This window comes from Streptomyces sp. NPDC093984, assembly GCF_044764595.1.
In the GTDB taxonomy this organism is placed as follows: Bacteria; Actinomycetota; Actinomycetes; order Streptomycetales; family Streptomycetaceae; genus Streptomyces; species Streptomyces cynarae.
Genome location: NZ_JBIWIM010000001.1, coordinates 521,261 through 546,285 on the forward strand (window position 1 = coordinate 521,261; position 25,025 = coordinate 546,285).

The 25,025-nt window shown below is 71.2% G+C and carries 17 protein-coding genes and 1 pseudogene; 16 read left to right on the forward strand and 2 right to left on the reverse strand.

The genetic code is table 11. From position 1 onward, the window contains the following. Positions 1 to 24: 24 nt before the first annotated feature. Positions 25 to 1,191: a xylose isomerase gene (gene xylA, locus ACIRC0_RS02465; RefSeq protein WP_403610156.1), complete on the reverse strand. Its 1,167-nt coding sequence runs from the start codon at positions 1,189 to 1,191 to the stop codon at positions 25 to 27. A gap of 199 nt (positions 1,192 to 1,390) precedes the next feature. Here xylA and xylB point away from each other — a divergent pair, with 199 nt between their 5' ends. From xylB to adh, 6 genes and pseudogenes are all read left to right on the forward strand, one after another. Further along, a complete protein-coding gene (gene xylB / locus ACIRC0_RS02470) occupies positions 1,391 to 2,836 on the forward strand; it encodes a xylulokinase (RefSeq protein WP_403610158.1) in 1,446 nt (481 codons plus the stop codon). A gap of 17 nt (positions 2,837 to 2,853) precedes the next feature. Then, the gene (locus ACIRC0_RS02475; RefSeq protein ID WP_403610161.1) at positions 2,854 to 4,062 is read left to right on the forward strand and encodes an ROK family protein; all 1,209 of its coding nucleotides are present in this window, start codon (positions 2,854 to 2,856) and stop codon (positions 4,060 to 4,062) included. Between the two features lie 367 nt (positions 4,063 to 4,429). Then, positions 4,430 to 4,650: pseudogene (locus ACIRC0_RS02480) on the forward strand (acetamidase); the annotation flags it as partial. A gap of 57 nt (positions 4,651 to 4,707) precedes the next feature. Continuing rightward, complete coding sequence (locus tag ACIRC0_RS02485) at positions 4,708 to 5,322, forward strand: N-acetylmuramoyl-L-alanine amidase (protein WP_403610164.1); 615 nt, start codon at positions 4,708 to 4,710, stop codon at positions 5,320 to 5,322. 115 nt (positions 5,323 to 5,437) lie between these two features. Next, entirely contained in the window at positions 5,438 to 6,715 is a 1,278-nt protein-coding gene (locus ACIRC0_RS02490; RefSeq protein WP_403610166.1) for a GAF domain-containing protein, read from the forward strand. A 131-nt stretch (positions 6,716 to 6,846) separates the two neighbouring features. Then, a complete protein-coding gene (gene adh, locus ACIRC0_RS02495; protein ID WP_403610169.1) occupies positions 6,847 to 8,370 on the forward strand; it encodes an aldehyde dehydrogenase in 1,524 nt (507 codons plus the stop codon). Positions 8,371 to 8,504: 134 nt separating this feature from the next. Here adh and ACIRC0_RS02500 read toward each other — a convergent pair whose 3' ends face one another. Beyond that, positions 8,505 to 8,681, reverse strand: coding sequence for a hypothetical protein (locus ACIRC0_RS02500; RefSeq protein WP_403610171.1), 177 nt, complete (start codon positions 8,679 to 8,681; stop codon positions 8,505 to 8,507). A 460-nt stretch (positions 8,682 to 9,141) separates the two neighbouring features. On the opposite strand from ACIRC0_RS02500, the gene ACIRC0_RS02505 reads away from it, so the two are divergent. From ACIRC0_RS02505 to ACIRC0_RS02550, 10 genes are all read left to right on the forward strand, one after another. Beyond that, positions 9,142 to 10,620 (forward strand): sugar transferase, encoded by a 1,479-nt coding sequence (locus tag ACIRC0_RS02505; protein ID WP_403610173.1) that lies wholly within the window; start codon positions 9,142 to 9,144, stop codon positions 10,618 to 10,620. A 73-nt stretch (positions 10,621 to 10,693) separates the two neighbouring features. Next, a complete protein-coding gene (locus ACIRC0_RS02510) occupies positions 10,694 to 12,019 on the forward strand; it encodes a nucleotide sugar dehydrogenase (RefSeq protein WP_403610174.1) in 1,326 nt (441 codons plus the stop codon). After that, positions 12,009 to 13,274, forward strand: coding sequence for a glycosyltransferase family 4 protein (locus ACIRC0_RS02515; protein ID WP_403610176.1), 1,266 nt, complete (start codon positions 12,009 to 12,011; stop codon positions 13,272 to 13,274). The genes ACIRC0_RS02510 and ACIRC0_RS02515 overlap by 11 nt, the downstream gene beginning before the upstream one ends. Beyond that, positions 13,271 to 14,641, forward strand: a complete 1,371-nt coding sequence (locus ACIRC0_RS02520; protein ID WP_403610179.1) for a Wzz/FepE/Etk N-terminal domain-containing protein — start codon at positions 13,271 to 13,273, stop codon at positions 14,639 to 14,641. The genes ACIRC0_RS02515 and ACIRC0_RS02520 overlap by 4 nt, the downstream gene beginning before the upstream one ends. Then, positions 14,638 to 16,158 (forward strand): Wzz/FepE/Etk N-terminal domain-containing protein, encoded by a 1,521-nt coding sequence (locus tag ACIRC0_RS02525; protein ID WP_403610182.1) that lies wholly within the window; start codon positions 14,638 to 14,640, stop codon positions 16,156 to 16,158. The genes ACIRC0_RS02520 and ACIRC0_RS02525 overlap by 4 nt, the downstream gene beginning before the upstream one ends. A 3-nt stretch (positions 16,159 to 16,161) precedes the next feature. Beyond that, positions 16,162 to 18,096, forward strand: a complete 1,935-nt coding sequence (gene asnB / locus ACIRC0_RS02530; protein WP_403610184.1) for an asparagine synthase (glutamine-hydrolyzing) — start codon at positions 16,162 to 16,164, stop codon at positions 18,094 to 18,096. 17 nt (positions 18,097 to 18,113) lie between these two features. Further along, positions 18,114 to 20,294 carry a bi-domain-containing oxidoreductase gene (locus ACIRC0_RS02535; RefSeq protein WP_403610187.1) on the forward strand — a complete coding sequence of 727 codons (2,181 nt, stop codon included), beginning with the start codon at positions 18,114 to 18,116 and terminating at the stop codon, positions 20,292 to 20,294. After that, on the forward strand, positions 20,291 to 22,243 hold the full coding sequence (locus ACIRC0_RS02540; protein WP_403610190.1) for an alginate lyase family protein: 1,953 nt from the start codon (positions 20,291 to 20,293) through the stop codon (positions 22,241 to 22,243). The genes ACIRC0_RS02535 and ACIRC0_RS02540 overlap by 4 nt, the downstream gene beginning before the upstream one ends. 8 nt (positions 22,244 to 22,251) lie before the next feature. Then, the gene (locus ACIRC0_RS02545) at positions 22,252 to 23,790 is read left to right on the forward strand and encodes a right-handed parallel beta-helix repeat-containing protein (RefSeq protein WP_403610193.1); all 1,539 of its coding nucleotides are present in this window, start codon (positions 22,252 to 22,254) and stop codon (positions 23,788 to 23,790) included. Position 23,791: 1 nt separating this feature from the next. After that, a complete protein-coding gene (locus tag ACIRC0_RS02550; protein WP_403610196.1) occupies positions 23,792 to 25,024 on the forward strand; it encodes an O-antigen ligase domain-containing protein in 1,233 nt (410 codons plus the stop codon). Position 25,025: the final 1 nt, after the last annotated feature.

A 25,025-nucleotide genomic window follows, 5' to 3' on the forward strand; every position in this document is an offset into this window, starting at 1 on the left:
TCACTCCTCGAGTACGGGCAGCGATCAGCCGCGCGCGCCCAGCAGATGGTCCATGGCCAGCTGGTCCAGGCGCTCGAAGGCCATTCCGCGTGCGGCGGCCGCCTCCACGTCGAACTCCTCGAAAGCACCGCGGTCGGCGAGCAGCGCCTCCAGTCCGTCCTCGGCGGTCGGCTGCGCCAGCTGGTCCAGACGTGAAGCGCGCAGGGCCTCCTGGACCTCCGGATCGGCCCGGAAGGCGGTAGAACGCTCCTTCAGGATGAGGTAGTTGCGCATGCAGCCCGCCGCCGACGCCCACACGCCGTCCAGGTCCTCGGTCCGCGGCGGCTTGAAGTCGAAGTGGCGCGGTCCGCTGTAACCGGCGCTCTCCAGGAGGTCGACCAGCCAGAACGCGGCCCGCAGGTCGCCCGCGCCGAAGCGCAGGTCCTGGTCGTACTTGATGCCGGACTGGCCGTTGAGGTCGATGTGGAAGAGCTTGCCCGCCCACAGGGCCTGGGCGATGCCGTGCGGGAAGTTGAGGCCGGCCATCTGCTCGTGGCCCACCTCGGGGTTGACGCCGTACAGCTCCGGACGCTCCAGGCGCTCGATGAAGGCCAGGGCGTGGCCGACGGTGGGCAGCAGGATGTCGCCGCGGGGCTCGTTCGGCTTGGGCTCGATGGCGAAGCGCAGGTCGTAGCCCTGTGAGGTGACGTACTCGCCCAGGAGGTCGAAGGCCTCCTTCATGCGGTCGAGCGCGACCCGCACGTCCTTGGCCGCGCCGGACTCGGCACCCTCCCGGCCGCCCCAGGCGACGTACGTCTTGGCGCCCAGCTCCACCGCCAGGTCGATGTTGCGGATGGTCTTGCGCAGTGCGTAGCGGCGGACGTCCCGGTCGTTCGCCGTGAAGGCGCCGTCCTTGAAGACGGGGTGCGTGAAGAGGTTGGTGGTGGCCATCGGCACGGTCATCCCGGTCGTGTCGAGGGCCTGGCGGAAGCGCTTGATGTGCGCCTCGCGCTCGCTGTCCGAGGACCCGAAGGGGATCAGGTCGTCGTCGTGGAAGGTCACACCGTAGGCCCCGAGCTCGGCCAGGCGCTGCACCGTCTCCACCGGGTCCAGGGCGCGCCGGGTGGCGTCGCCGAACGGGTCCCGTCCCTGCCAGCCGACGGTCCACAGGCCGAAGGTGAACCTGTCCTCGGGGGTGGGCTGGTAGCTCATGCCGCGGCTCCTTGCTCGCTGAGACTATTTCGTCATGGCGCTTAACAAATTAGTATGCGGAGGCATCTCTGGGAAGAGACGATGTGTCCTCCGTACGGTGACTCCGTACGGTGACGACGGGCGCACGTCCGGCCGCTCCGGCCGACGGCACGCCCGCCCACAGGCCAGAACCCGCGAGCCGCGGAAGAGGGAGAGCCCGATGTCAGCAGCCGAGGGTCCGCTCGTCGTCGGAGTGGACTCGTCCACCCAGTCCACCAAGGCCCTGGTGGTCGACGCGTCGACCGGACGGGTGGTGGCGAGCGGTCAGGCGCCGCACACCGTCACGTCGGGCGCCGGTCGCGAGAGCGACCCGCGCCAGTGGTGGGAGGCGCTGTGCGAAGCCCTGCACCAGTGCGGCGAGGCGGCGCACGAAGCCGCCGCCGTGTCGATCGGCGGCCAGCAGCACGGCCTGGTCACCCTGGACGGCCGGGGTGAGCCGGTCCGCCCGGCCCTGCTGTGGAACGACGTACGGTCCGCGCCGCAGGCCCGCCGCCTGGTGGACGAACTGGGCGGTCCCAAGATCTGGGCAGAGCGCACCGGAAGCGTGCCCGGCCCGTCCTTCACGGTGACGAAGTGGGCCTGGCTGGCCGAGAACGAGCCGGAGGCGGTCCGCGCCACCAAGGCCGTACGGCTGCCCCACGACTACCTGACCGAGCGCCTCACCGGGCAGGGCACGACCGACCGCGGCGACGCCTCGGGCACCGGCTGGTGGGCGTCGGCGACGGAGTCGTACGACGAGGAGATCCTCGCGCACGTGGGCCTCGATCCCGCCCTGCTGCCGCGCGTGGTCCGGCCCGGGGAGGTGGCCGGCACGGTGCGCGACGCGCACGACCTGCCGTTCTCCAAGGGCACCCTGGTCGCCCCGGGCACCGGCGACAACGCGGCCGCCGCGCTGGGCCTGGGGCTGCGCCCCGGGACCCCGGTGCTGAGCCTCGGGACCTCCGGCACGGTGTACGCGGTGTCGAGACGGCGGCCCGCCGACCCGACCGGCACCGTGGCGGGCTTCGCGGACGCGCACGGCTACTGGCTGCCGCTGGCGTGCACGCTGAACTGCACGCTCGCCGTCGACCGGATCGCCGCCCTGCTCGGCCTGGACCGGGATGCCGTCGAGCCCGGTACCGGTGTGACGTTGCTCCCCTACCTGGACGGCGAGCGCACCCCGGCCCTCCCGCACGCCTCGGGGCTGCTGCATGGCCTGCGGCACGACACGACGGCCGGACAACTGCTGCAGGCGGCCTACGACGGCGCGGTGCACTCGCTGCTCGGCGCCCTCGACCTGGTGCTCGACGCGGATGCGGACCGCGCTGCTCCACTGTTGCTCATCGGGGGTGGCGCACGTGGCCGGGCCTGGCAGGAGACCGTACGGCGGCTCTCGGGACGTCCGGTCCAGGTACCCGAGGCCAGGGAGCTGGTCGCGCTGGGCGCCGCCGCGCAGGCAGCCGGGTTGCTGACCGGTGAGGACCCCGCAGCGGTCGCTCGGCGCTGGGACACCGCGCGCGGGCCGGTCCTCGAGGCCGTGGAGCGGGACGAGGCGACGCTGGCCAGGATCGCCGGGGTACTCTCCGACGCGGCGCCGCTGCTGGAGCGGGAGCCGGACCGGCGCTGACGGGATCCGAGGGAGGCATGACCGCACCGCTGCACGAAGCCCATCCGTCCAGCCCCGGCCGACGGCTGCCGGACACCCAGCAGGGCATGCGCCGCCGGAATCTGGCGCGGGTCATGCACACCGTCAGCGCCGAGGGGCCGCTGTCGCGTGCCGCGGTCGCCTCACGGATCGGGCTGACCCGCGCTGCGGTCTCGACGCTGGTCGACGAACTGATCCGGTCGGGGCTGCTGGAAGAGCTGGGGCCCGAACGGCCCGGCCGGGTCGGGCGCCCGGGTTCCGCGCTGGCCGTCAGCGGGCGTGGTCCCGCCGGGATCGGCGCCGAGATCGGTGTCGATCATCTGGCGGTGTGCGCGGTCGATCTGCGCGGTGACGTACGGGCGCGGGCGGTGCGTTACGGCACGAACCGTGGCCGCCCGCCGCAGCCGGTGCTCGGCGAACTGACGGCACTGGTACGGCAGGTGGTCGCGGAGGCACAGCGGGAAGGACTGTGGCCCGCGGGTCTCGCCGTCGCCGTGCCCGGCCTCGTCGCGCGCGACGCCCGGACCGTGGTGCGCGCCCCCAACCTCGACTGGCACGACGTCGACCTGGGGCCCCTCCTGCCGGACGAGCTGCCGCTGACCGTGGACAACGAGGCCAACTTCGGCTCGCTCGCGGAGCTGTGGCTCGGTGACGACACACCCCGCGACTTCCTGCACGTCTCGGCGGAGATCGGCATCGGCGGCGCCGTGGTCGTGGACGGGCGGCTGCTGCGCGGGACGCGCGGATTCGCGGGCGAGCTGGGTCATGTGCCCGTGCGCCCGGAGGGTCCCGCGTGCGCCTGCGGCGGGCGTGGCTGCCTGGAGCAGTACGCCGGTGAGGAGGCCGTGCTGCGCGCGGCCGGGCTGACCCCGGGCGAGGACCGCGTCGAACTCCTCGCCGAGCGTGCGGCGGACGGCGACCGGGAGGTACTGCGAGCCCTGCGCGGCGCCGGAACCGCGCTCGGCATCGCGCTCACCGGAGCGGTCAACCTGCTCGACCCGGAGACGGTCGTGCTGGGCGGAGCCCTGGCCGCTCTCGCCCCCTGGCTCCTGCCGTCCCTTGAGCGGGAACTGGCCCGGCGAACGGCCGGCCCGGCCTGCGCCGTGAGCGTCTCACGGCTTGGATCCGAGGGTCCGCTGCTGGGGGCCGCGCACTCGGTGGTGCGGGCGGTGCTGGACGACCCCGCGGCGGTGGCGGCGCGGATGTGACCGCCTGGACCGGGGCTTTTGGGAGCCCGGTCACGTAGGGCCACCTCCCTCGAACGGGTGACGGAGATATCCACAGTCTCCTGGTTGTCCACCGGGGACACCGCCCTCCTTCTGCCCAACCGCCCAGCGCCGTACCGTGATTCACGCGAGGCGCAGCCGCCGGGCAGTGGCTGCGCGGGAGACGAATCGGGGGGTTCACATGGCGGGGGACACGGCTTTCGGCCTGAGGCGTGAGGCGATCGGCCTGTGCGAGGTCCTGTTCCAGAGCATCACAACGATGGCGCCGGCGGCAGCGGTCGCGGCGTCCATAGCCTCCGGCGCCGCCTTCGCAGGCGGCAGCCTGCCGTTGTCGGTGCTCGTCGGCCTGGTGGCCGTCGAGGGCGGGTTGCTCGGCCTGGGCGACGGGCATGCCCGGCAGGGAGAGGGTGAGAGCTGCGGGGTGGCCGTCGACTGCGCGATGAACACCGTGGCGATCGTCGAGCTGCTCATTGCGTGGCCGAGCTCCGCAAGGAATGGCTGCCGGCACGCGAGACGCACCGAGGAATCCATGCCCGGATGCGTGAAACGGCGGCCGCGCTGGGGCGTTGAGCAAACCAGGACAACATCGGCACTACTGTGGAAGTCAGGCGCGGAGGCACTCCATCCATGAAACGAACCGAGCAGGAGCGGGCCAGACCCCTCACCAGCAGGCGCCGGTTACTGCAGGGCGCGGCCCTCGCAGCGGTTCCCTACACGCTGCTTCCCTCCGCACCGGCCCAGGCCCGGCCCCGGGCCGTCGACCATCCCTTCGTGGACTGGATGTCGGCGGACCCCCGTAACTACACGCCGTCCGACCGGCCCTTCAGCTATCCGCTCGACCTCGTCGTGATCCACGTGACGCAGGCGACGTACACAAACACCCTGGGCATTTTCCAGAACCCGCGGAAGAACGTGTCGGCGCACTATGTCGTCCGGTCGGCGGACGGGCACATCGCGCAGTGCGTCCGCGAGCACGACATCGCCTGGCACGCCGGCAACTGGGACTACAACACACGGAGCATCGGCATCGAGCACGAAGGGTGGGTGGACCGTCCCGGATATTTCACGGACGCCCTGTACGAGGAGTCGGCCAGACTCACGGCGGCGATCTGTGCCCGACACGGCATCCCCAAGGACCGGGCGCACATCATCGGCCACTACGAGGTCCCGGGCACCGATCACACCGACCCCGGACCGAACTGGGACTGGACGCGCTACATGAGGCTGGTCAACGTCTCTTGACACCCGCGCGCGAACTGCCGGTCCCGTTCGGGTCGATGGCGGTCGAAACGGTTGTCGGCGGCCGACCCCGGAGTGACGATGTGACCCATCGCACCGCCGTTCCCGGGAGGCCGAGTTGACCGAGCCGTGGGTGGCCCTGGAGCCAGGGGCCGATCCCGTCGAACGGGTGCGGGAGCTGCGTCGCGCGCACGAGACGTTCACGGCGGTGGGGACGGTGGCGCGGCGGGTCCGTCCTGTTGTGGCCGACTCGTGGCGGCGTTCGGCGCTGGCGGGCGTCGGGCCGGACGGTACGGCGCCGGTGGAGCTGACGGACGGCGACCTCGGCTCGTACCGGGCCGAGCATCCGCTCGCTCGGGTGATGCCGCTGGTGCGTGAACTGATGGGCCCCTTCGCGGCGGACGGCGAGCATCTGCTGGCGGTGTGCGACGCGCAGGGCAGGCTGCTGTGGGTGGAGGGACATCGGGCGACGCGACGGCGGGCGGACAGCATGAACTTCGTGCCGGGTGCCCGCTGGGCGGAGTCCGCGGTAGGGACGAACGCGCCGGGGACGGCCGTCGCCGTGGACCGGCCTGTGCAGGTGTTCGCCGCCGAGCACTTCGTCCGGCGCGTCCAGCCGTGGACGTGCGCGGCGGCGCCGGTGCACGATCCGCGTACCGGGCGGGTGATCGGCGCGCTGGACATCACCGGCGGGGACCGGCTCGCGCATCCGCACAGCCTGGGCTTCGTGCAGGCGGTGGCCCGGGCCGCCGAGTCCCAGCTGGCGCTCCTGGCGCCGGTCGAGGACGCGGCTGACACACTGCGGCTGGCGGCACTCGGCCGTGACGAGGCGCGGCTGATCGTCGGCGGCCGAAGGATCCGGCTCAGCCGCCGGCACAGCGAGATCCTGGTGCTGCTGGCCCGGCACCCGGAGGGGCTGACCGGGGACGAACTGCTGTGCATGCTGTACGAGGACGAGTCGGTGACGCCGGTGACGCTGCGCGCCGAGCTGGCCCGGCTGCGCCGGATCCTCGGCCCCGGTCTGCTGGCGTCGCGCCCGTACCGGCTCACGGCGGCGGTCGAGTCGGATGTCAGCATCGTGGAGCGCCGGCTGGCCTCGGGGGCGGTGGCGGAGGCGGCGGCCGCGTACCGGGGCCCGTTGCTGCCCGGTTCGCAGGCGCCCGCGGTGGCCCGGTTGCGGCGCAGGCTCGCCGACGGGCTGCGGACGGCCCTGATCGCCCGCCGCGACCCCGACCTGCTGGCCGACTGGGTGCACGCGCCGTGGGGCGAGGACGACCTCGACATCTGGCGGGCACTCGCGGCGGTACGGCCGACTGCGACGGTAAGGGCACGCCTCGAGGACCTGGAGGCGGAGCTGGCGGCACCTGCGGGGTGGGAGCGTCCCGGACCTCATTGACGCCGGGAAGCGAAGACCGGCACCCATCCGTGAGCCCCAGGGCGCAACGTCCTCGCAACGTCCCCGTTCCTAGCCTCGGCGTCGAGAGCTGCCCAACGGCGGGCAGCGCCTTCCCAGGAGGCAGAGCCGCAATGACCCGTTACGCAGCGCCCGGCACCGAGGGCGCGATCGTCTCCTACCAGGCGCGTTACGACCACTTCATCGGCGGAGAGTACGTGCCGCCGGCGCGTGGCCAGTACTTCGAGAATCCGACTCCGGTCAACGGGCAGCCGTTCACGGAGATCGCGCGGGGCACCGCCGAGGACGTGGAGCGTGCGCTGGACGCGGCGCATGCCGCCGCGCCCGCCTGGGGCCGTACGTCGGTGACCGAGCGTTCCGACATCCTCCGGAAGATCGCCGACCGGATGGAGGCCAACCTGGAGCAGTTGGCGGTGGCCGAGAGCTGGGAGAACGGCAAGCCCGTCCGGGAGACCCTGGCCGCGGACATTCCGCTCGCCATCGACCACTTCCGCTACTTCGCGGGCGCGATCCGCGCGCAGGAGGGTTCGCTGGGCGAGCTCGACGACGACACGGTGGCATACCACTTCCACGAGCCGCTCGGCGTGGTGGCGCAGATCATCCCGTGGAACTTCCCCATCCTGATGGCCACCTGGAAGCTCGCGCCGGCGCTCGCCGCGGGCAACGCGGTCGTGCTGAAGCCGGCCGAGCAGACCCCGGCGTCCATCCACTACTGGCTGAGCCTGGTCGCCGATCTGCTGCCGCCGGGCGTGGTGAACATCGTCAACGGCTTCGGTGTGGAGGCGGGCAAACCGCTGGCGTCGAGCTCGCGCGTGGCGAAGGTCGCGTTCACCGGTGAGACCACGACGGGGCGGCTGATCATGCAGTACGCCTCCGAGAACATCACCCCGGTGACGCTGGAACTCGGCGGGAAGTCCCCGAACATCTTCTTCGACGACGTGTGGTCGGCGAACGACGACTTCCGCGACAAGGCGCTGGAAGGCTTCACGATGTTCGCGCTCAACCAGGGCGAGGTGTGCACCTGCCCCTCGCGGGCGCTCGTGCAGCGGGGCCACTACGCCGAGTTCATGGAGGCGGCGGTCGCCCGCACCGAGAAGATCAAGTCCGGGCATCCGCTGGACACCGACACGATGATCGGCGCCCAGGCGTCGAACGACCAGCTGGAGAAGATCCTCTCCTACCTGGACATCGGCCGGCAGGAGGGCGCGAAGGTCCTCACAGGCGGAGAACGCGTCGAGTACGACGGTGAGTTGAAGGGCGGGTACTACGTCCAGCCGACGATCTTCGAGGGCGACAACCGGATGCGGATCTTCCAGGAGGAGATCTTCGGGCCGGTGGTGTCGGTGACGTCGTTCCACGACTTCGACGACGCCATCAAGATCGCCAACGACACGCTGTACGGGCTCGGGGCGGGCGTGTGGACGCGGGACATCAACACCGCGTACCGCGCGGGCCGCGCCATCCAGGCGGGCCGTGTCTGGACGAACTGCTACCACGCGTACCCGGCACACGCGGCGTTCGGCGGCTACAAGGGCTCGGGCATCGGCCGTGAGACCCACAAGATGATGCTGGAGCACTACCAGCAGACGAAGAACCTTCTGGTGTCGTACTCGCCGAAGAAGCTGGGCTTCTTCTAGGCGCAGAAAAAGGGCGCCTGACCCGGGCTGATGCCCGTCAGGCGCCCTTTTCGGCGCGCATCCAAGCAGCGAGTACCCAGGTCCGCGGCGCGGACGACAACTGATCGCTGCAGGGTAATCCCCCAGGTCAGGACCTATTTTCTCGAGCCTTCCAGCCCCGGCACGCCGTAGTGCACGAACGGCGGGAAGTCGTTGCCGAACTGGGCACGGTAGAAGGCCCGTTGCAGCTGGCCGATCACTACCGCGTAGAAGCCGCGCCGCGCCCGGGGGCCGGGGCGAGCTGCTGGAGCGCGCAGCGGGGGTGAAGGCACCCGTAGGTGGTGACCGATTCGTGGATCAAGCCTCAAAGCTTGAACACAAATTACACACATCCTCTCTTCATACCGGCCCTGATGGTCTAGATTGACCGTGCTTCAGCTGTTCGGACATGAGGCGACGATCGATGATCTATGGGTCCGGCGCTATGGAAAGCCAGTCGCGTCACCGGCGCCGGACGTGGGGGTGATCAATACCTGGAGCCCGCGAGGGAGCCTTGGGTGCGGGGAGCACTCGAGGTTTCGGCGGGTTCCCGCGCCTTGAGAGTCTGGCGGGACATGCGAGTCCGCTGCCGCCAGGGGGGTTGTTCAAGTAGCTCTGCAATAGCCGGGATGTCATGCGCGGGGGGTGGGGACCTCCCGAGGGAGGAACAGCGCGGCGCGGGAGGCGGGGGCCTCCCGAGGGGAGCAACAGGTTGGGCGAACACGTCGAACCACTGGGGACCTGGGGGGTTCTGTGCGGCAAGGGGGACTTGTCAGCCCGTTTCCGTCGGCGCGCGGGCGTCTGGCGGACGGGGCAATCGGCCGGCCCGCGATCGACTGGGAGCAGCGGTACCGCCGTACCGTGATCACCAGCGATACCGTGGCCACCGCCTTCGTGGTGGCGGCGATCGGCAACTTCTTCGGGGCCCGCGACGCGGCCAACTGGCACGAGAAGTGGGGAATTCTCGCCTTCGGCACCGAGCTGCTGGTGCTGGGGGCGCTGGCGGTGAGCCGGGCGTGGGCTCCGGCCGTGCTCGGCCAGGGTGCCGAGGAATTCCGCCGGCTCGGACGCTCACTGTTCACGGCGACCGTCGTACTGGCGCTCGGCGGGATCGCCCTCACCTCGCGCAACATCAAACTCTGGATCTTCGTCGCGATCCCCGCGATCGCGCTCGTCACCATGACCGCGCGGTATCTGCTCCGCCTCTCGCTGCACAAACAGCGGAAGGAAGGGCGGTGCCTGAGACCGGTGCTCGCTGCCGGGAGCCCGGACACCGTGCAGGACCTGATAACCCGGACCCGCAAGTTCCCGCACCTCGGCTGGCGGGTGGATGCGGTGTGCACGACGGACGGTCAGGGGCTCGACGGTGACGAAGTGGACGGAGTGCCGGTCGTCGGCCGGCTCACGGACGTCGCCAAGCACGTCCACCACGACGGCTACCGTGTCGTCGCGGTCACACCGGACCCGCACTGGTCACCGGACCGGCTGCAGCGGCTGGCCTGGAACCTCGAAGGCAGCGACGCCGAGATGGTCGTGGCCCCTGTGCTGATGGAGGTGGCCGGCCCGCGGCTGCACGTCGACGCCGTGCTCGGGATACCGCTGCTGCGGGTCAGCATGCCGACCTTCACCGGGGGCCGCCGGGCCATCAAAGGGGTCGTCGACCGGGTGGGCGCGGCGGTCCTGCTGGTGCTGTTCGCGCCGCTGATGGTGCTCGTCGGGCTGCTCGTGCTGGCGGACAGCCGGGGCGGGGTGTTCTACCGCCAGCGCAGAGTCGGCAAGGACGGCCGCGAGTTCACCATTCTCAAATTCCGCACCATGGTCGCCGGGGCGCACGCGGCACGTGCCGAGCTGGCCGACCTCAACGAGGGCGCAGGGCTGCTGTTCAAGCTCCGCCGGGATCCGCGGGTGACCCGGGTGGGAGCAGTGCTGCGTCGGTACTCCCTCGACGAGCTCCCGCAGCTTTTCAACGTGCTCACCGGCTCGATGTCGCTCGTCGGTCCGCGGCCTCCGTTGCCGGAGGAGTCCGCTGCCTACGGCCCGGACATCAGGCGCCGGCTGCTGGTCAAGCCCGGGCTCACCGGCCTGTGGCAGATCAGCGGACGCAGCGACCTGCCGTGGGAGGAGGCCGTCCGACTCGACCTGCGGTACGTGGAGGACTGGTCGCTCGCCCTGGACACAGTGATCTTGTGGAAGACGCTGCGTGCGGTGCTGCATGGGCAGGGGGCCTATTGATGCGCGGCGGCCGTCGTCCGGCCGTCGTGCGGACAGCGGGCCACAAGGGCCTGCCTGGGGGGAGGAACGCGTCATGAGAGTCAGCGTTTTCGGGCTCGGCTACGTGGGCTGCGTGTCGGCCGCGTGCCTGGCCAGCATGGGCCACGAGGTCATCGGGGTCGACGTGAACCAGGTGAAGGTCGACCTGGTCAACGGCGGCAAGGCCCCGGTGGTCGAGGAGCGGATCGGCGAGCTCATCGCCGACGTCGTGCGGACCGGAGCGCTCCGCGCCACCGGCGACGTCCGCGAGGCCATCATGAACAGCGAGGTGTCGCTGGTCTGCGTGGGCACACCGTCGGAGCCCAACGGCAGCCTGTGCACCACGTACTTGGAGCGGGTCACCGAGCAGATCGGCGCCGCACTGGCCGAGGGGGCCAAGCAGGGGGGACGGCACACCGTCGTGTTCCGCAGCACCATGCTCCCGGGCACCTGCCTGAACCTGCTGGTACCGATCCTGGAGAAGAACGTCGGCGGCACGGCCGGGGTGCACTTCGGGGTCGCGGTCAACCCGGAGTTCCTGCGCGAGGGCACGAGCGTGCGGGACTTCTTCGACCCGCCCAAGACCGTCATCGGCGAGCTCGACCCGGCGAGCGGCGACGCGGTGATGGCCCTGTACGACGGCCTGCCCGGCGAGGTGTTCCGGGTGCCGGTCCCGACGGCCGAGGCGATCAAGTACGCGGACAACGCCTTCCACGGCCTCAAGATCGGCTTCGCGAACGAGCTGGGCGCGGTGTGCCAGGCGCTCGGCGTGGACTCGCACCAGGTGATGGACGTGTTCCTGGCCGACCGCAAGCTGAACATCAGCCCCGCCTACCTGCGGCCCGGCTTCGCCTTCGGCGGCTCCTGCCTGCCCAAGGACCTGCGCAGCCTGGTCCACGCGGCGCAGCGGGCCGACGTCTCGGTGCCCATCCTCTCCCACGTGCTGCCCTCCAACTCCGACCATCTGCAACGCGCGGTGGAGATGGTCGAGCGCACCGGCAAGCGCCGGGTGGGCCTGTTCGGGCTGTCCTTCAAACCCGGCACCGACGACCTCCGCGAGAGCCCGCTGGTCGAGCTGGCGGAGAGGCTCTTCGGCAAGGGGTACGACCTGAAGATCCACGACGCCAACGTGAGCCTCTCACGGCTGATCGGCGCGAACCGCGAGTACATCGAGACCCGGCTGCCGCACCTGACGCAGCTGCTCGCGGACTCCGTCGACGAGGTGCTGGAGCACGCCGAGGTGTGCCTGGTCGGGACCAGGGATCCGGCCGTCCTTTCCGCGCTGCCGCATGGCGACGGCCCGGTGATCGTCGATCTCATCCGCCTTCCCGACGCCGAGGCGCGCCGGGCCGAACCGGGGTACATGGGCCTTGCTTGGTAAAGCGATACGCGGTGACGGGTCGGGCCGGCGCGCGCTGATCCTGGTGGAGAACCTGTCGGTGCCGTTCGACCGGCGGGTGTGGCAGGAGTGCACGACGCTGCGCGACGCGGGCTGGACCGTGGACGTCATCTGTCCCATGGGCAGCAAGCGGGACACGGAGGCGGAGACCGAGATCGACGGGGTGCGGATCCACCGCTACCCGCTGCGCGCGGCCACCGGAGGACCGGCCGGCTACCTGAAGGAGTACGGATCGGCGCTGTGGCACACGGCCCGGCTGGCCCACAAGGTCGGCCCGGTCGACGTGGTCCACGCATGCAACCCGCCCGACCTGCTGTTCCTGCCGGCGCTGTGGCTGAAGCGGCGCGGCGCGCGGTTCGTCTTCGACCAGCACGACCTGGTACCCGAGCTGTACCTCTCCCGGTTCGGCCGCGGCGAGGACCTGCTCTACCGCGCCGTGTGCGCGCTGGAACGGCTGACCTACCGGGCCGCGGACATCGTGCTCGCCACGAACGAGAGCTACCGGGACGTCGCGATACGCCGGGGCGGCCAACACCCCGAGGACGTCTTCGTGGTGCGCAGCGCACCCGCGATCGAGCGGTTCCAACCGGTGCCGCCCGAGCCGGAGTTGAAGCGCGGCAAGCCCCATCTGCTGTGCTACCTAGGCGTCATGGGCCCGCAGGACGGCGTCGACTACGCCTTGCGGGCCCTCGCGAAGCTGCGCGACGAGTTCGGGCGGACCGACTGGCACGCGGTGTTCGTCGGAGCCGGCGACGCCTTCGACGCGATGGTCGAGCTGTCGCGGCGCCTCGGGCTCACGGAGCAGGTGCAGTTCACCGGGCGCATACCGGACGCCGACCTGGTGCGCTACCTGTCCACCGCGGACGCGTGCCTCTCCCCCGACCCGCGCAATCCACTCAACGACGTGTCGACCATGAACAAGGTCCTGGAGTACATGGCGATGGGCCGGCCGATCGTCTCCTTCGACCTGAAGGAGGCGCGCGTCTCCGCCGGTGACGCCGCCGTCTACGCGCCCGCCAACGACGAGGCCGAATTCGCCAAGCTCATCACGGTGTTGCTGGACGATCCGGAGAAGCGGGCCCGAATGGGAAAGATCGGCCAGGAGCGGGTCAGCGGTCCGCTGTCGTGGCGGAACTCGCAAGCGTCGCTTCTCGCCGCCTACGCCGCCGCGAGCCGCGATCGAACTCCGGAGTCGGCGGGCGATCCGGTCCGCACAGGGAAGAGGCAGCGTCGTTGAACGAAGACACGATCCGCCTAGTCACGATCGGGCGGATACTCCGCCGGCGTTGGCGCCTTCTCGCCGTCCTCGCCGTGGTGGGCGCACTCGTCGGCTACGGCACCTCGGTAGTGGTGTTCCCGCCGCGATACACCGCGTCGGCACCGGTACTGCTGCCCGGGCAGTGGGAGGAGCGCGAGCTGCTGACCCAGGTGGACATCGCCACCAGTTCGGCGGTGCTCGACCGCACGGCCACCGCTCTGCACTGGTCCGGCGTCAGCGGCACCACGCTGCAGGATCGAGTGACCGCCAAGGCCGCCGACGGGAACATCATCAAGATCTCGGGCACGGCCGACACCCCGACGCGCGCACAGCATCTCTCCGACCAGGTGGCCCGGCAGTTCGTCGCCTTCGCCGCGGGGATCGCGGGCGGCAGCACCGACCCCGCGGCGGCCTCGGGGACCGAGGCCCTGCGCAAGCAGGTCGCGGAGACCAACCGCCGCATCACCGAACTGGCCAAGGCGGCCGATCCGGGACAGACCGTGGAGAGCGTGCAGGCCCGCACCCAGCTCGAGCAGCTGCGCACCTCGCTGGAGGAGGCCATGCAGAAGCTGGACGAGGCCGACCCGGCGAACAACAAGGCAGGCATGGTCGTCATGGGTCCGGCCCCCAGGCCGGCCGGTGAGGCGCCGCCCACGAGGCTGCAGCTCATCGTCGGCGGGGCGCTGCTGTTCTTCCTGCTCGCGCTCGTCGGCCATCTCGTCGCGGCACGGATGAACCGCCGACTGCGCACCGAACCGGAGATCGCCGCGGCGCTGGGATCGACGCTCCTCGGCACCGTCGACGTACCCGCTGAACAGCCGGCGCACCGGCCGGAAGGCGGGGGCCCACGAGCCCGGATCCGCCGCCTCCTCGGCATCGACACACGGTGGGACATACCCGCTCCGCAGGAGTCCGGCGACCAGGCCGGCAGTCGGCTCCGCTACCGGCGGGTGTGCGCCCGCCTGAAGGAGCGACTGCCGGGAGCCCAGCGGCTGCTGGTCGTCGTACCGGACGGCGACGAGACCGCCCGCCGGGCCGCGGGGCAGCTCGTCGCCGAGGCCAAGAACGGTCTGCAACTGCGAGTGGTGGAGGTCTCGGTGGACCGGCCGACAGTGCCGGACCGCGACACCGAGTCCGGCGCCCTGGTCGTCCTCAGCGCGGGCAGCTGGACCGCGGAGGAGCTCGCCGGCATCGCCGAGGCGTGTGCGGACGGCAGGCACGAGGTCGTCGGCATCGTCGTCGCCGGTCTGGTCCTGGCCCGCCCCACGCGGTCCGCCGGCCAGCTTCCGGACGACGCCACCCTGACGCTCGCGGTGCCCGGCCACGGAACGGGAGGTTCAGCGTGACGACGAGCACGACTTCGGAGTCGACGGCCGCCGCCCCGCTCCTCGACCTGCAGGCACTGGTGGTGGCGGTGCGCAGGCGCCGGCGCCTGTGGTGCGCCATGGCGCTGGTCGGCCTGCTGATCGGGTCCGCGGTGGCGATCCTGATGCCGCCACCCCCGAGCGCGGTGACTAAGGTGCTGGTCGCGCACGAGGAGGACCAGCCGAACGACCCCGGAACGCTGATCCGCACCGACGTCGCGCTGCTGCAGACCACGCGGATCGCCGATGCCGCCCTCAAGGCCCTCAAGTCCCCGGAAAAACCGGAGACCTTCATGCGGGACTACAGCGGTGCCGGTCTGACCAACAACCTGCTGCAGATCACTGTGACGGGTGCCAGCGACGCGGAGGCGGAGGCCCGCGCCAAGGCGCTGGCCGACGCGTTCGTCGCGGACCATGTGCGGCGGATACAGCAAGCCTCGAACGCCGAGGCCAAGGCCCTGCTCGACCAGCGCGACCGACTGCGGGACGAACTCGCCCAGGTCAACAAGGCGATCGGAGAGGGATCGACGGAGGGCGGGGCGAAGACGTCGGCGAATCTGGAGTCGCTCTTCGCCCGCCGCGCCGACCTCACCTCGAAGAGCACCGATTTCGGTGAGCGCGCCGCGGAGGCGCGCGTCGGCACGCCCCGGCTCATCGCCGGCACACAGATCGTGGACGCCCCGCACGCGGTGCGGCATTCCCTGCCCAAGACCGCTGCCACCGACGCCGCGATCGGGCTCGTCCTCGGACTCGTCCTCGGACTCGCGGTGGCCGCGGTCAGTGCGGTGGTGGCGGACCGCCCCGTGCTGCGCCGGGAGATCGCGGCGAACCTCGGCGCCTCGGTCATCGCGGAACTCCCCGCCCGGTCGCCCGGACTGTGGCACCGTCGACGGAACCGGGCGGCACGCGAACGCCTCACCGGCTCCCTGGCGCGCACCGTGCGCGGCTCCGAGGAACCGGTGTCGCTGCTGGAACTGGGCTGTGCGCGCAGCACGAGCGTGATCGCCCTGGACCTCGCCAGATCACTGGCGGCGGAGGGGCCGGTGGTCGTCATCGACGGGCTGCCCGGCTCGCAGCTCGCCGGCCGCCGCCCGAAGCCAGGAGACCCGACCGTGGTCAGCGGCGAGCGTGCCGCGGCCGTGTCGCATCAGGAGCGCGCGCTCGGCGTCGGCTCGGTGGCGCCCGGCACGGCGTGGACCGACCTCCAGTACCTCGGCACTCAGAGCGTGCTCGTCGTGCGTGCCGGGCACGGCAGCGCCGCATGGCTGCACACCGTGGCGCGGCAGCTCGCCGACCAGCGCATCGCGGTGATCGGTGTGGTGCTGATCGACCCCGATCCGCGCGACCGGACCGACGGCACGCTGTGGGACGGGCTGCACACCGCCCTGCGCGGTCAGAACGACCGGTCCGCCCGGCAGAACGGGATAGGCCGGCATCGGACGGAGCGCCAGCCGATGTGGGCGGCACGGGTCCCGGACAACGAGCAGGAGGTGCGGTAGGACATGTGTGGCATCGCAGGCACTTACCGATGGCCGGACGGGAAGGCCGTCACCGACCGGCTCACCGAAACCCTCGCGCACCGCGGCCCGGACGGGGCGGGCCGGTACGGCCATCCCGCCGGTGACGGCGAAGTGCAGCTCGGGCACCGCCGGCTGTCCATCATCGACCTGTCCGAGACCGGCGCCCAGCCGATGGTCTCGGGCGGTCTCGCCCTGACGTACAACGGCGAGCTGTACAACGCGCCCGAGCTGCGTGCCGAACTCGAAGCCGCCGGTGTGCGCTTCCGCGGTACCTCCGACACCGAGGTGCTCCTGGAGGCGTGGCGGCGCTGGGGCACGGACTGTCTCCCCCGGCTGCGCGGCATGTTCGCGTTCGGCATCTTCGACGAGCGGACCGGCGAGCTGGTGCTCGTCCGCGACCAGCTCGGCATCAAGCCGCTGTTCCTGCTCCGGCGCGGCGAGGGCCTGGCGTTCGCCTCCGAGCTCAAGGCACTCGCCGGCGCGACCGGCGGATCGCTCGAGGTCGACCACGCGGCGCTGGTGGCCTCGCTGCTGTACTACTGGGTGCCGGACTCACGGTGCGCGTTCCGTGAGGCGGAGAAGCTGCCGCCGGGGAGCTGGCTGAGGTGCCGGCCCGACGGCCGCATGGAGCGGGGCCGGTTCTGGAACCTGAAGGACGTCGCCGCCGAGGGCCGGGAGCGGGCCCGGGCCGGCGAGCAGCCGGACCTGGCCGCCATAGTCGAGGAGTCGACCCGGCGCCATCTGCTCTCCGACGTACCCGTCGCGACCTTCCTCTCCGGCGGCCTCGACTCCAGCTATCTGACCGCGCTGGCGGCCCGCCACCAGCCCGGGATCTCCGCCTACACGATCGGGTTCCGCGCCGAGGACGCCAAGTTCGAGGCGATGCCGGACGACCTGCGCTACGCCCGGCAGGTGGCCGAGCGGTTCGGTGTGGATCTGCACGAGATCGAGATCGCCCCGAACGTGCTCGACCTGCTGCCGCAGATGACGTACCACCTGGACGAGCCGATCGGCGACCCCGCCGCGATCAACACGTTCCTGATCTGCACGGCCGCCCGGGAGGCCGGAGTCAAGGTGATGCTCTCGGGGATGGGCGCCGACGAGCTGTTCGCCGGGTACCGCAAACACCTGGCCAACCTGCTCGCCCTGCGCTACCAGCGCGTCCCGCTGCCCCTGCGGCGCGGTGTGTCCGCGGCCGTGGACCGGCTGCCGGTCGCCACGTCCCGCCGGGGGTACCGGTCGGTGCGCTTCGCCAAGCGGTTCCTCTCCTTCGCCGATCTGCCGGAGGAGACCGCGTTCCGGCGCAGCTACACCATGTACGACCAGGACGAACTGCTCGCCCTGATCGATCCGGACCTGGCCGGGACGGTCGACGACGTGCTGACCGAACACGCGGACGTCTATGAGGACAACGACCTCGACGACTTCGTCAACCGCATGTGCCTGGCCGACGCCCGGATGTTCCTGCCGGGCCTGAACCTCACGTACACGGACCGCTCCAGCATGGCCGCGTCGACCGAGGTGCGGGTTCCGTACGTGGATGTCGAGGTGGTCAGGGCGGCGTTCGCCGTGCCCGGCGATCGCAAGATCGTCGGACGGCAGGGCAAGGCGGTCCTCAAGGAGGCGGCCACCTCGATCCTGCCCCGGGAGATCGTGTACCGGCCCAAGGGCCTGTTCAGCGCTCCGCTGCGCGCCTGGATGAGCCGGGATCTGGCGCCGCTGGTGCGCGAGGTGGTCAACGACGGCGAGCTCGTCCGCTCCGGGTTCCTGCGCCGCGACGCGCTGGCGCGGATGGTCGCCGAGGACGCCGCCGGGCAGCAGGACTTCTCCAAGCATCTGTGGCATGTGCTGACCCTCGAGTACTGGTATCGCGACGCGACCTCTGGGTCCGGCCAGAGCACTCGGCAAACGGCTTAGGAATCAGGGGAGTTCGAGTGAAGCAGGTTGTACAGAACTACAAGAGCGGCGAGCTGGCGGTGCTCGACGTGCCGGTACCGGGGTGCAAGCCGGGCGGTGTGCTGGTCCGCAGTGCCTACTCGCTGATCTCCACCGGGACCGAGCTCATGAAGGTGTCCGAGGCCGGCATGTCGATGCTGGGCAAGGCCCGCTCCCGGCCGGACCAGGTGGCCAAGGTCATGCAGAGCGTCGCCACCAACGGGGTGCCCGCCACCTACCGCAAGGTGATGGGCAAGCTGGATTCCTACACGCCGCTGGGCTACTCGCTGTGCGGGGTGGTCGAGCAGGTCGGCGCCGGGATCGACGACGTGAAGGTCGGCGACCTGGTGGCCTGCGCGGGCAACGAGCACGCGTTGCACGCCGAGCTGAACTGGGTGCCGAAGAACCTCTACTCCCCGGTCCCCGACGGCCTCGCGCCGCGGCACGCGGCCTTCGGCACCGTCGGGTCGATCGCACTGCAGGGCGTCCGCCAAGGCGAGTCACGGCTCGGCGAAGTGGCGCTGGTCATCGGCCTCGGCCTGATCGGGCAGCTGGTGGTGCAGCTCCTCGCCGCCTCGGGAGTCCGCGTCGTCGGCGCCGACCCCGACCCGGCGCGCTGCGAGCTCGCCGAGCGTCTGGGCGCCGCGGCCTGCGGCGATCCGGCGTCCGCGGCCGTGGAGACCGCCGTCGCCGAACTCACCGGCGGCCTGGGCGTGGACCAGGTGTACCTGGCCGCCGGCGGCGGCAGCAACCAGCCCGTCGAACTGGCCGCCCGGCTCTGCCGGGACCGCGGCCGGGTCGTCGACATCGGCAAGTGCCGCTTGGACCTGCCGTGGAACGCGTACTACGAGAAGGAGCTCGACGTCCGGTTCTCCCGCAGTTACGGCCCCGGGCGCTACGACCCGGAGTACGAGCTCGAGGGGCGGGACTACCCGATCGGCTACGTGCGCTGGACCGAGCGCCGCAACCTGGCGTGCTTCCTCGATCTCCTCGCCCGCGGCAGCGTCGACGTGGAACCCCTGGTCTCCCACGTCGCCGACTTCGACGACGCCGTCGAGACGTACCAGCGCCTGAAGGACGGCGACCTGAAGGCCGTGGCCGTGCTGTTCCGGTACCCCGAACACACGGCGGGAGCGGAGGAACCGGCAGCTCCGACGGTGGCCGTGCCCGCCGTGGACGTGCAGCGGAGTCCGGCCCGGGTCGCCAAGTCGCCGGTGCGGCTCGCGTTCGTCGGCGCGGGGAACTACGCGACGTCGATGCTGCTGCCGCACCTGGCACAGCGCGAGGGCGTGAAGTTGTCGACGGTCGTCACGACGACGGCTCTGTCCGCGGCCAACGCGCAGCGGAAGTTCGGCTTCGACGAGGCGACCACCGATCTCGACGCCGTGCTCGGCGACAAGTCCATCGACGCGGTGTTCGTCGTCACCCGGCACAGCTCGCACGCCGACCTGACCCGCAAGGCGCTCCTCGCCGGCAAGACCGTGTTCGTGGAGAAGCCCCTCGCCCTCACCGAGGACGAACTGGCCGGCGTGCTCGCGGCGGTGGAGGAGTCCGGCAACGACCGGCTGCAGGTGGGCTTCAACCGCCGTTTCGCGCCACTGCTGCAGGAGGCCAGGCAGCGGTTCGGCACCCGGACCGGCCCGGCCAACCTCCGCTACCTGGTCAACGCGGGGCGCCTCGACCACGGCAGCTGGTACCTCCAGCAGGGCTCCGAGGGCTCCCGGTTCGTGGGCGAGGGCGGGCACTTCATCGACACGGCGAGCTGGCTGCTCGACGCCGACCCGGTGTCCGTGTACGCGACCGCCCCGTCCGGCAACGAGGACCTTCAGGTAGTGCTGCGCTACCCGGACGGATCCACCGCCACCATCAGCTACGTCACCTCCGGCCCGTCCGGCTTCCCGAAGGAGACGCTGGATCTGATCGCGGACGGCCGTGCGCTGCGCCTCGACGACTTCGTGCGTGCCTCGGTGTACGGCCACAAGCGGTGGGTCAGTTCGCGCCTGCCCAAGGCCCGGGACAAGGGTCAGAACGCCGAACTGGCCGCGTTCGTCAAGGCCGTGCGGACCGGCGGGCCGATGCCGGTGCCGCTTCAGTCTCTGGTCGCCACCACGGCGGCCACCCTCGCCGTTCAGGCCGGTCTGGCGAGCGGCGCCCCGGTGACGCTGGCGAGGGCGCGATGACCATGAGCGCGGGCTGGTACCTGCGGCGGCTGTCCCGGATGGGGCCGCAGGAGGTCGCGGGCCGGGTGGGCGACGCGGTGCGCAGGCGGCGGTGGCGGTCGGCGCGGCCCGACTGCCCGAGCGTGACCGGCGCCCGGTTCACCGCGGTCCTGCCGGCCGGGACGATCGCCGCCGTACCTCCCGACGCCGCGAAACGCCTCGTCGCCGAGGCGGACCGGCTCATGGACGGGCACGCCGAGTACTTCGGCGTGGTCCGCGACGACCTGACCGACCCGGACTGGTGGCGCGACCCGAAGACCGGGCGCCGGGCTCCCTCGGGCTACGCCTTCGACGTGCCGTACCGGAACGAGGACGCGGTCGGGGACATCAAGCAGATCTGGGAGCCGTCCCGGCACCAGTACCTCACCCAGCTCGCCGCCGCCTACGCGATCACCGAGGACGAGCGGTACGCCGAGCGCGTGGCCGAGCACCTGCGGTACTGGTGGAAGACCAACCCGCCGCTGCGCGGCGTGCACTGGATCAGCGGCATCGAGCTGGGCATCCGGCTGCTGTCCTGGGTGTGGATCCGCCGGCTGCTGGACGGCTGGTCCGGTGCGGCCCGTCTGTTCGAGGACAACCCGGTGGCGCTGAACCAGATCTGGCACCACCAGCGCTGGCTGGCCGCCTTCCCCAGCCGGGGATCTTCGGCGAACAACCACGTCATCGCCGAGGCCGCCGGGCAGTTCGCCGCGGCCTGCGCGTTCGACTGGTTCCCCTCGTCGGGGCGTTGGCGGGCCGACGCGCTGCGGTCGCTGGACCGGCACCTGCGCGGCAACACCTACCTTTCCGGTCTCAACCGCGAGCTGGCCACCGAGTACCACGGACTCGTCCTCGAACTCGGCCTGGCCGCGGTGGCCGAGGCGGACGCCGCCGACGTACCGGTCCCCGCGTCGATCCGCCTGGTGCTGCTGCGGATGACCGACGCGCTCGCGGCCATCGTGGACAACCGGCTCCGGCCGCCGCGTCAGGGGGACGCGGACGACGGGCACGGCCTGGTCGTGGACGGCGCGGGCACCGACCGCTGGGGCTCGCTGCTGGCCACCGGTGACGCCGTGTTCGGCCGGCTCCCCTGGTGGCCGACGGTGACCGGCACCGACGTGCGCACCCCTCTGCTGGCCGCGCTCATCAAACCCGCCGAACCGTCTGTGCGCCGCCCGGCAGACCGGCCGGCGCACTTCGCCGACGCGGGCATGACCATCCTGCGCGGGCCGGAGCAGATCTGGTGCCGCTGCGACGGTGGTCCGCACGGCTTCCTGTCCATCGCCGCGCATGCCCACGCGGACGCGCTGTCCGTGGAGGTCCGGCACGACGGGGTCGACGTGCTCGCCGACCCGGGGACGTACTGTTACCACGGGCAACCCGAGTGGCGGCAGTACTTCCGGTCGACCCTCGGCCACAACACCCTGCAGCTGGACGGCGGTGACCAGTCCGTCTCCGGCGGCCCGTTCCTGTGGATCCGGCATGCCCGGAGCCGCGTCCTGACCGCGGACACATCCGGCGCCTCTGAAGAGGGGCTGGCCCGCTGGTGTGCCGAGCACGACGGCTACGAGGGCTCCGTGCACCGCCGCCGGGTGGAGCTGACGGCCGTGAGCCAGGAGTTGCGGGTGATCGACGAGGTACGCGGCCCGCGCCGGGCCGTACGCCTGGCGTTCCACCTCGGCCCGGCGATCGCCGCCGATCTGGAGGGGAACCGGGCGCTGCTCACCTGGACCAAGGACGGCGAAGACCGTTCCGCGGTGCTCGACCTGCCCGGGCAGCTGTCCTGGCAGGCGCATCGCGGCGAGACCGATCCCGTGCTGGGCTGGTACTCCGCCGGATTCGGGCGCAAGGAACCCGCCACCACGCTGGTCGGTTCCGGCTTCACCGACGGCACGGAGGGCTTCACCACCGTGCTCGGGTTCCGCGGCTAGGGGGGCGCGTGGGGATCAAGACGCGGCCCTGGGCTCCGGCGGTGGCACCGCTGGCGCTGGCCCTGCTGCTGGCGACCGGCTGTGACAGTACGCCGCACGCGCGTGCGAAGCCGACCGCCGTGCCCACCACGTCCGGGGCGCGGTCCACATCCCTGGCCCGGGTGTGTGCCAATCCCGCGGCCGGGCCGGCCAAGGCGCCGGCGGGCGCGGTGACGGTCGACCCCGCAGTGGTCGGCGACCTGGCGGCGAAGACCAAGAGCAGTCCCCCGCACACCACGTTCTGGCTTCGACCGGGCAAGCACATGCTCGACCCGGACCGCTACGCCCAGGTCATCCCCAAGGAGGGGGACCGCTACCTCGGCGCGCCGGGCGCGGTGCTCGACGGCCGGAAGAAGAACCAGTACGCGTTCGCCGGTACCGCCCGCGACGTCACCATCGGCTACCTGACCGTGCAGGGATTCGTCGCCCCGCAGAACGAGGGCGTGGTCAACCACGACTCGGCCGACGGTTGGGTGATCGAGCACACGACGATCCAGAACAACTCCGGCGCCGGGCTGATGGCCGGTGCCCGCCAGCAGGTTCGCGCCAACTGCCTGCGTGACAACGGCCAGTACGGAATGAACGCGTACAGGGCCGGCGGCCCTGTCACGGACCTGGTGGTCGAGGGAAACGAGATCGAGGGCAACAACACCGGCGACTGGGAACGGCGGCAGCCGGGCTGCGGCTGCACCGGAGGCATCAAGTTCTGGGCAGTCAACCGCGCCGACGTACGTGGCAACTGGGTGCACGACAACCGCGGAACGGGGTTGTGGGCGGACACCAACAACAACGACTTCCTCATCGAGAACAACGTGATCGAGGCCAACGACGGTGCCGCGCTGATCTACGAGATCAGCTACAACGCGGTCATCCGGAACAACACGATCCGGCGGAACAACTGGGTCGAGGGCCGTGAGGCGGCCGACCGCGGCGACAGCTTCCCGTTCGCGACCGTCTACCTGTCCGAGTCCGGCGGCGAACCACGGATCAAGGCCCGCACCGGCGAGATCGAGATCTACCGGAACGTGCTGGAGAACAACTGGTCCGGGATCACCCTGTGGGAGAACGCCGACCGGTTCTGCAACAGCCCGGCCAACACCTCGTCCGGTGACTGCACGTTGCTGGTGAAGGACACCAAGCGCTGCGTCCAGCCGGCGATCGACAAGGCACCGCTCTACTCCGACTGCCGGTGGAAGACCCAGCGCGTGGACATCCACGACAACCGCTTCGTGCTCGACAAGTCCGTCATCAAGTGCACGGAGAAGTGCGACCGCATGGCGGTGCTGTCCAACTACGGCACCTACCCCGACTGGTCGCCGTACAAGGGCGAGCGGGTGGCCGAGGCGATCACCACCAAGCAGCACAACCGCTGGCACGACAACGTCTACGTCGGCCCATGGAAGTTCGTCGCCTACGACCCGAGCCGGGTGCTCGACCTCGGGCAGTGGCGGGGCACGCCGTACCGGCAGGACGCGGGCAGCGCCTTCCGCGCAGGGGACGGTGGCTGAGATGGGCGCGGACCGCACACCGAAGATCATCGGGACAGTCTGGGGGCTGCTGATCCTCAACACCCTCGGCTCCGCCGGGGCGAAGACCATCGTCCCGCTCCCCCGCTCCCTCATCCAGATGGTCACCATGGGCGCGCTGGTCGCCGCGTTCGCGCTCGCGCTCCTGGTCAATCTCCGGCTGCGCATCCGACCCAGTGCCTACGTCTTCCTGCTCACCCTCCTCCTGGCGACGAGCGTGATCTCCAGCGCGCACCTGGAGTCCGGGTTCGGCGCGCTGTTCCGGTGCTTCCGGCTGGCTCTCTTCGTCGGCACGCTGTGGCTGCTCAGCCGCTGGTGGGACGGCGACCTGACGTTCGTCCGGCACCACATCCGGATGTACTTCGCAGTGCTCGGGTCGGTGGCCGCCGGCCTGGTCGTCTCACCGGGCGCGGCCCTGCCCGACCTCTACGGCGGACGCCTCGTCGGCGCGTTGTGGCCGCTCACCCCGCCGCAGATCGGACAGTACGCCGCGGTGATCATCGGGCTCACCGTGCTGCTCCTCCTGGGCGGCAGGACCGACAGGACCAGCGCGGCGGTGGTCATCGTGCCGTCACTCGTCCTGCTCGGGCTGACCCATACCCGGACGGCCACGCTCGGTCTGCTGGTCGGACTGGCGTTGGCGATCGGCTCGCTCCTGCTCACCAGCACCGCGGCCCGCCGCTTCTTCACCTGGGCGGTGGTGTGCGCCACGGTGGCCGCGGTGGGGTTCGCCTCCGTGCTCCAGGCGTGGTTCCTGCGCGGACAGAGCAAGGAGAACTTCTCCAGCCTCACCGGTCGGGCCAAGGTCTGGGACGCCCTGCTGGCGGCGCCCCGGACGACCGGGGAGCAGTTGTTCGGCGTGGGCCTGGGCGACAAGTCGTTCGGCGGGCTGCCGATCGACAACAGCTGGCTGGCCGTCTACAACGAGCAGGGCCTGGTCGGCGTCACCCTTGTCGCGGCGTTCCTCATCGTGCTGGGCGGCGTCACGTTGCTGCGGCCCCCGTCGCTGCAGAGGGCCTGCGCGATCTTTCTGATCAGCTACTGCGTGCTCGCGTCGTACACCGAGGCCGGTCTTGGCGACGCCTCGCCCTATCTGCTGCATCTGGCCCTGGCCGCCTCGCTCCTGGCGACACCTGCCGCGGCCACGCCCCTCGCGACGCCCGACGTCCCTCGACAACGCATCCCGCGACGGGCCCGAAGATCGGAGGTGACCTGAG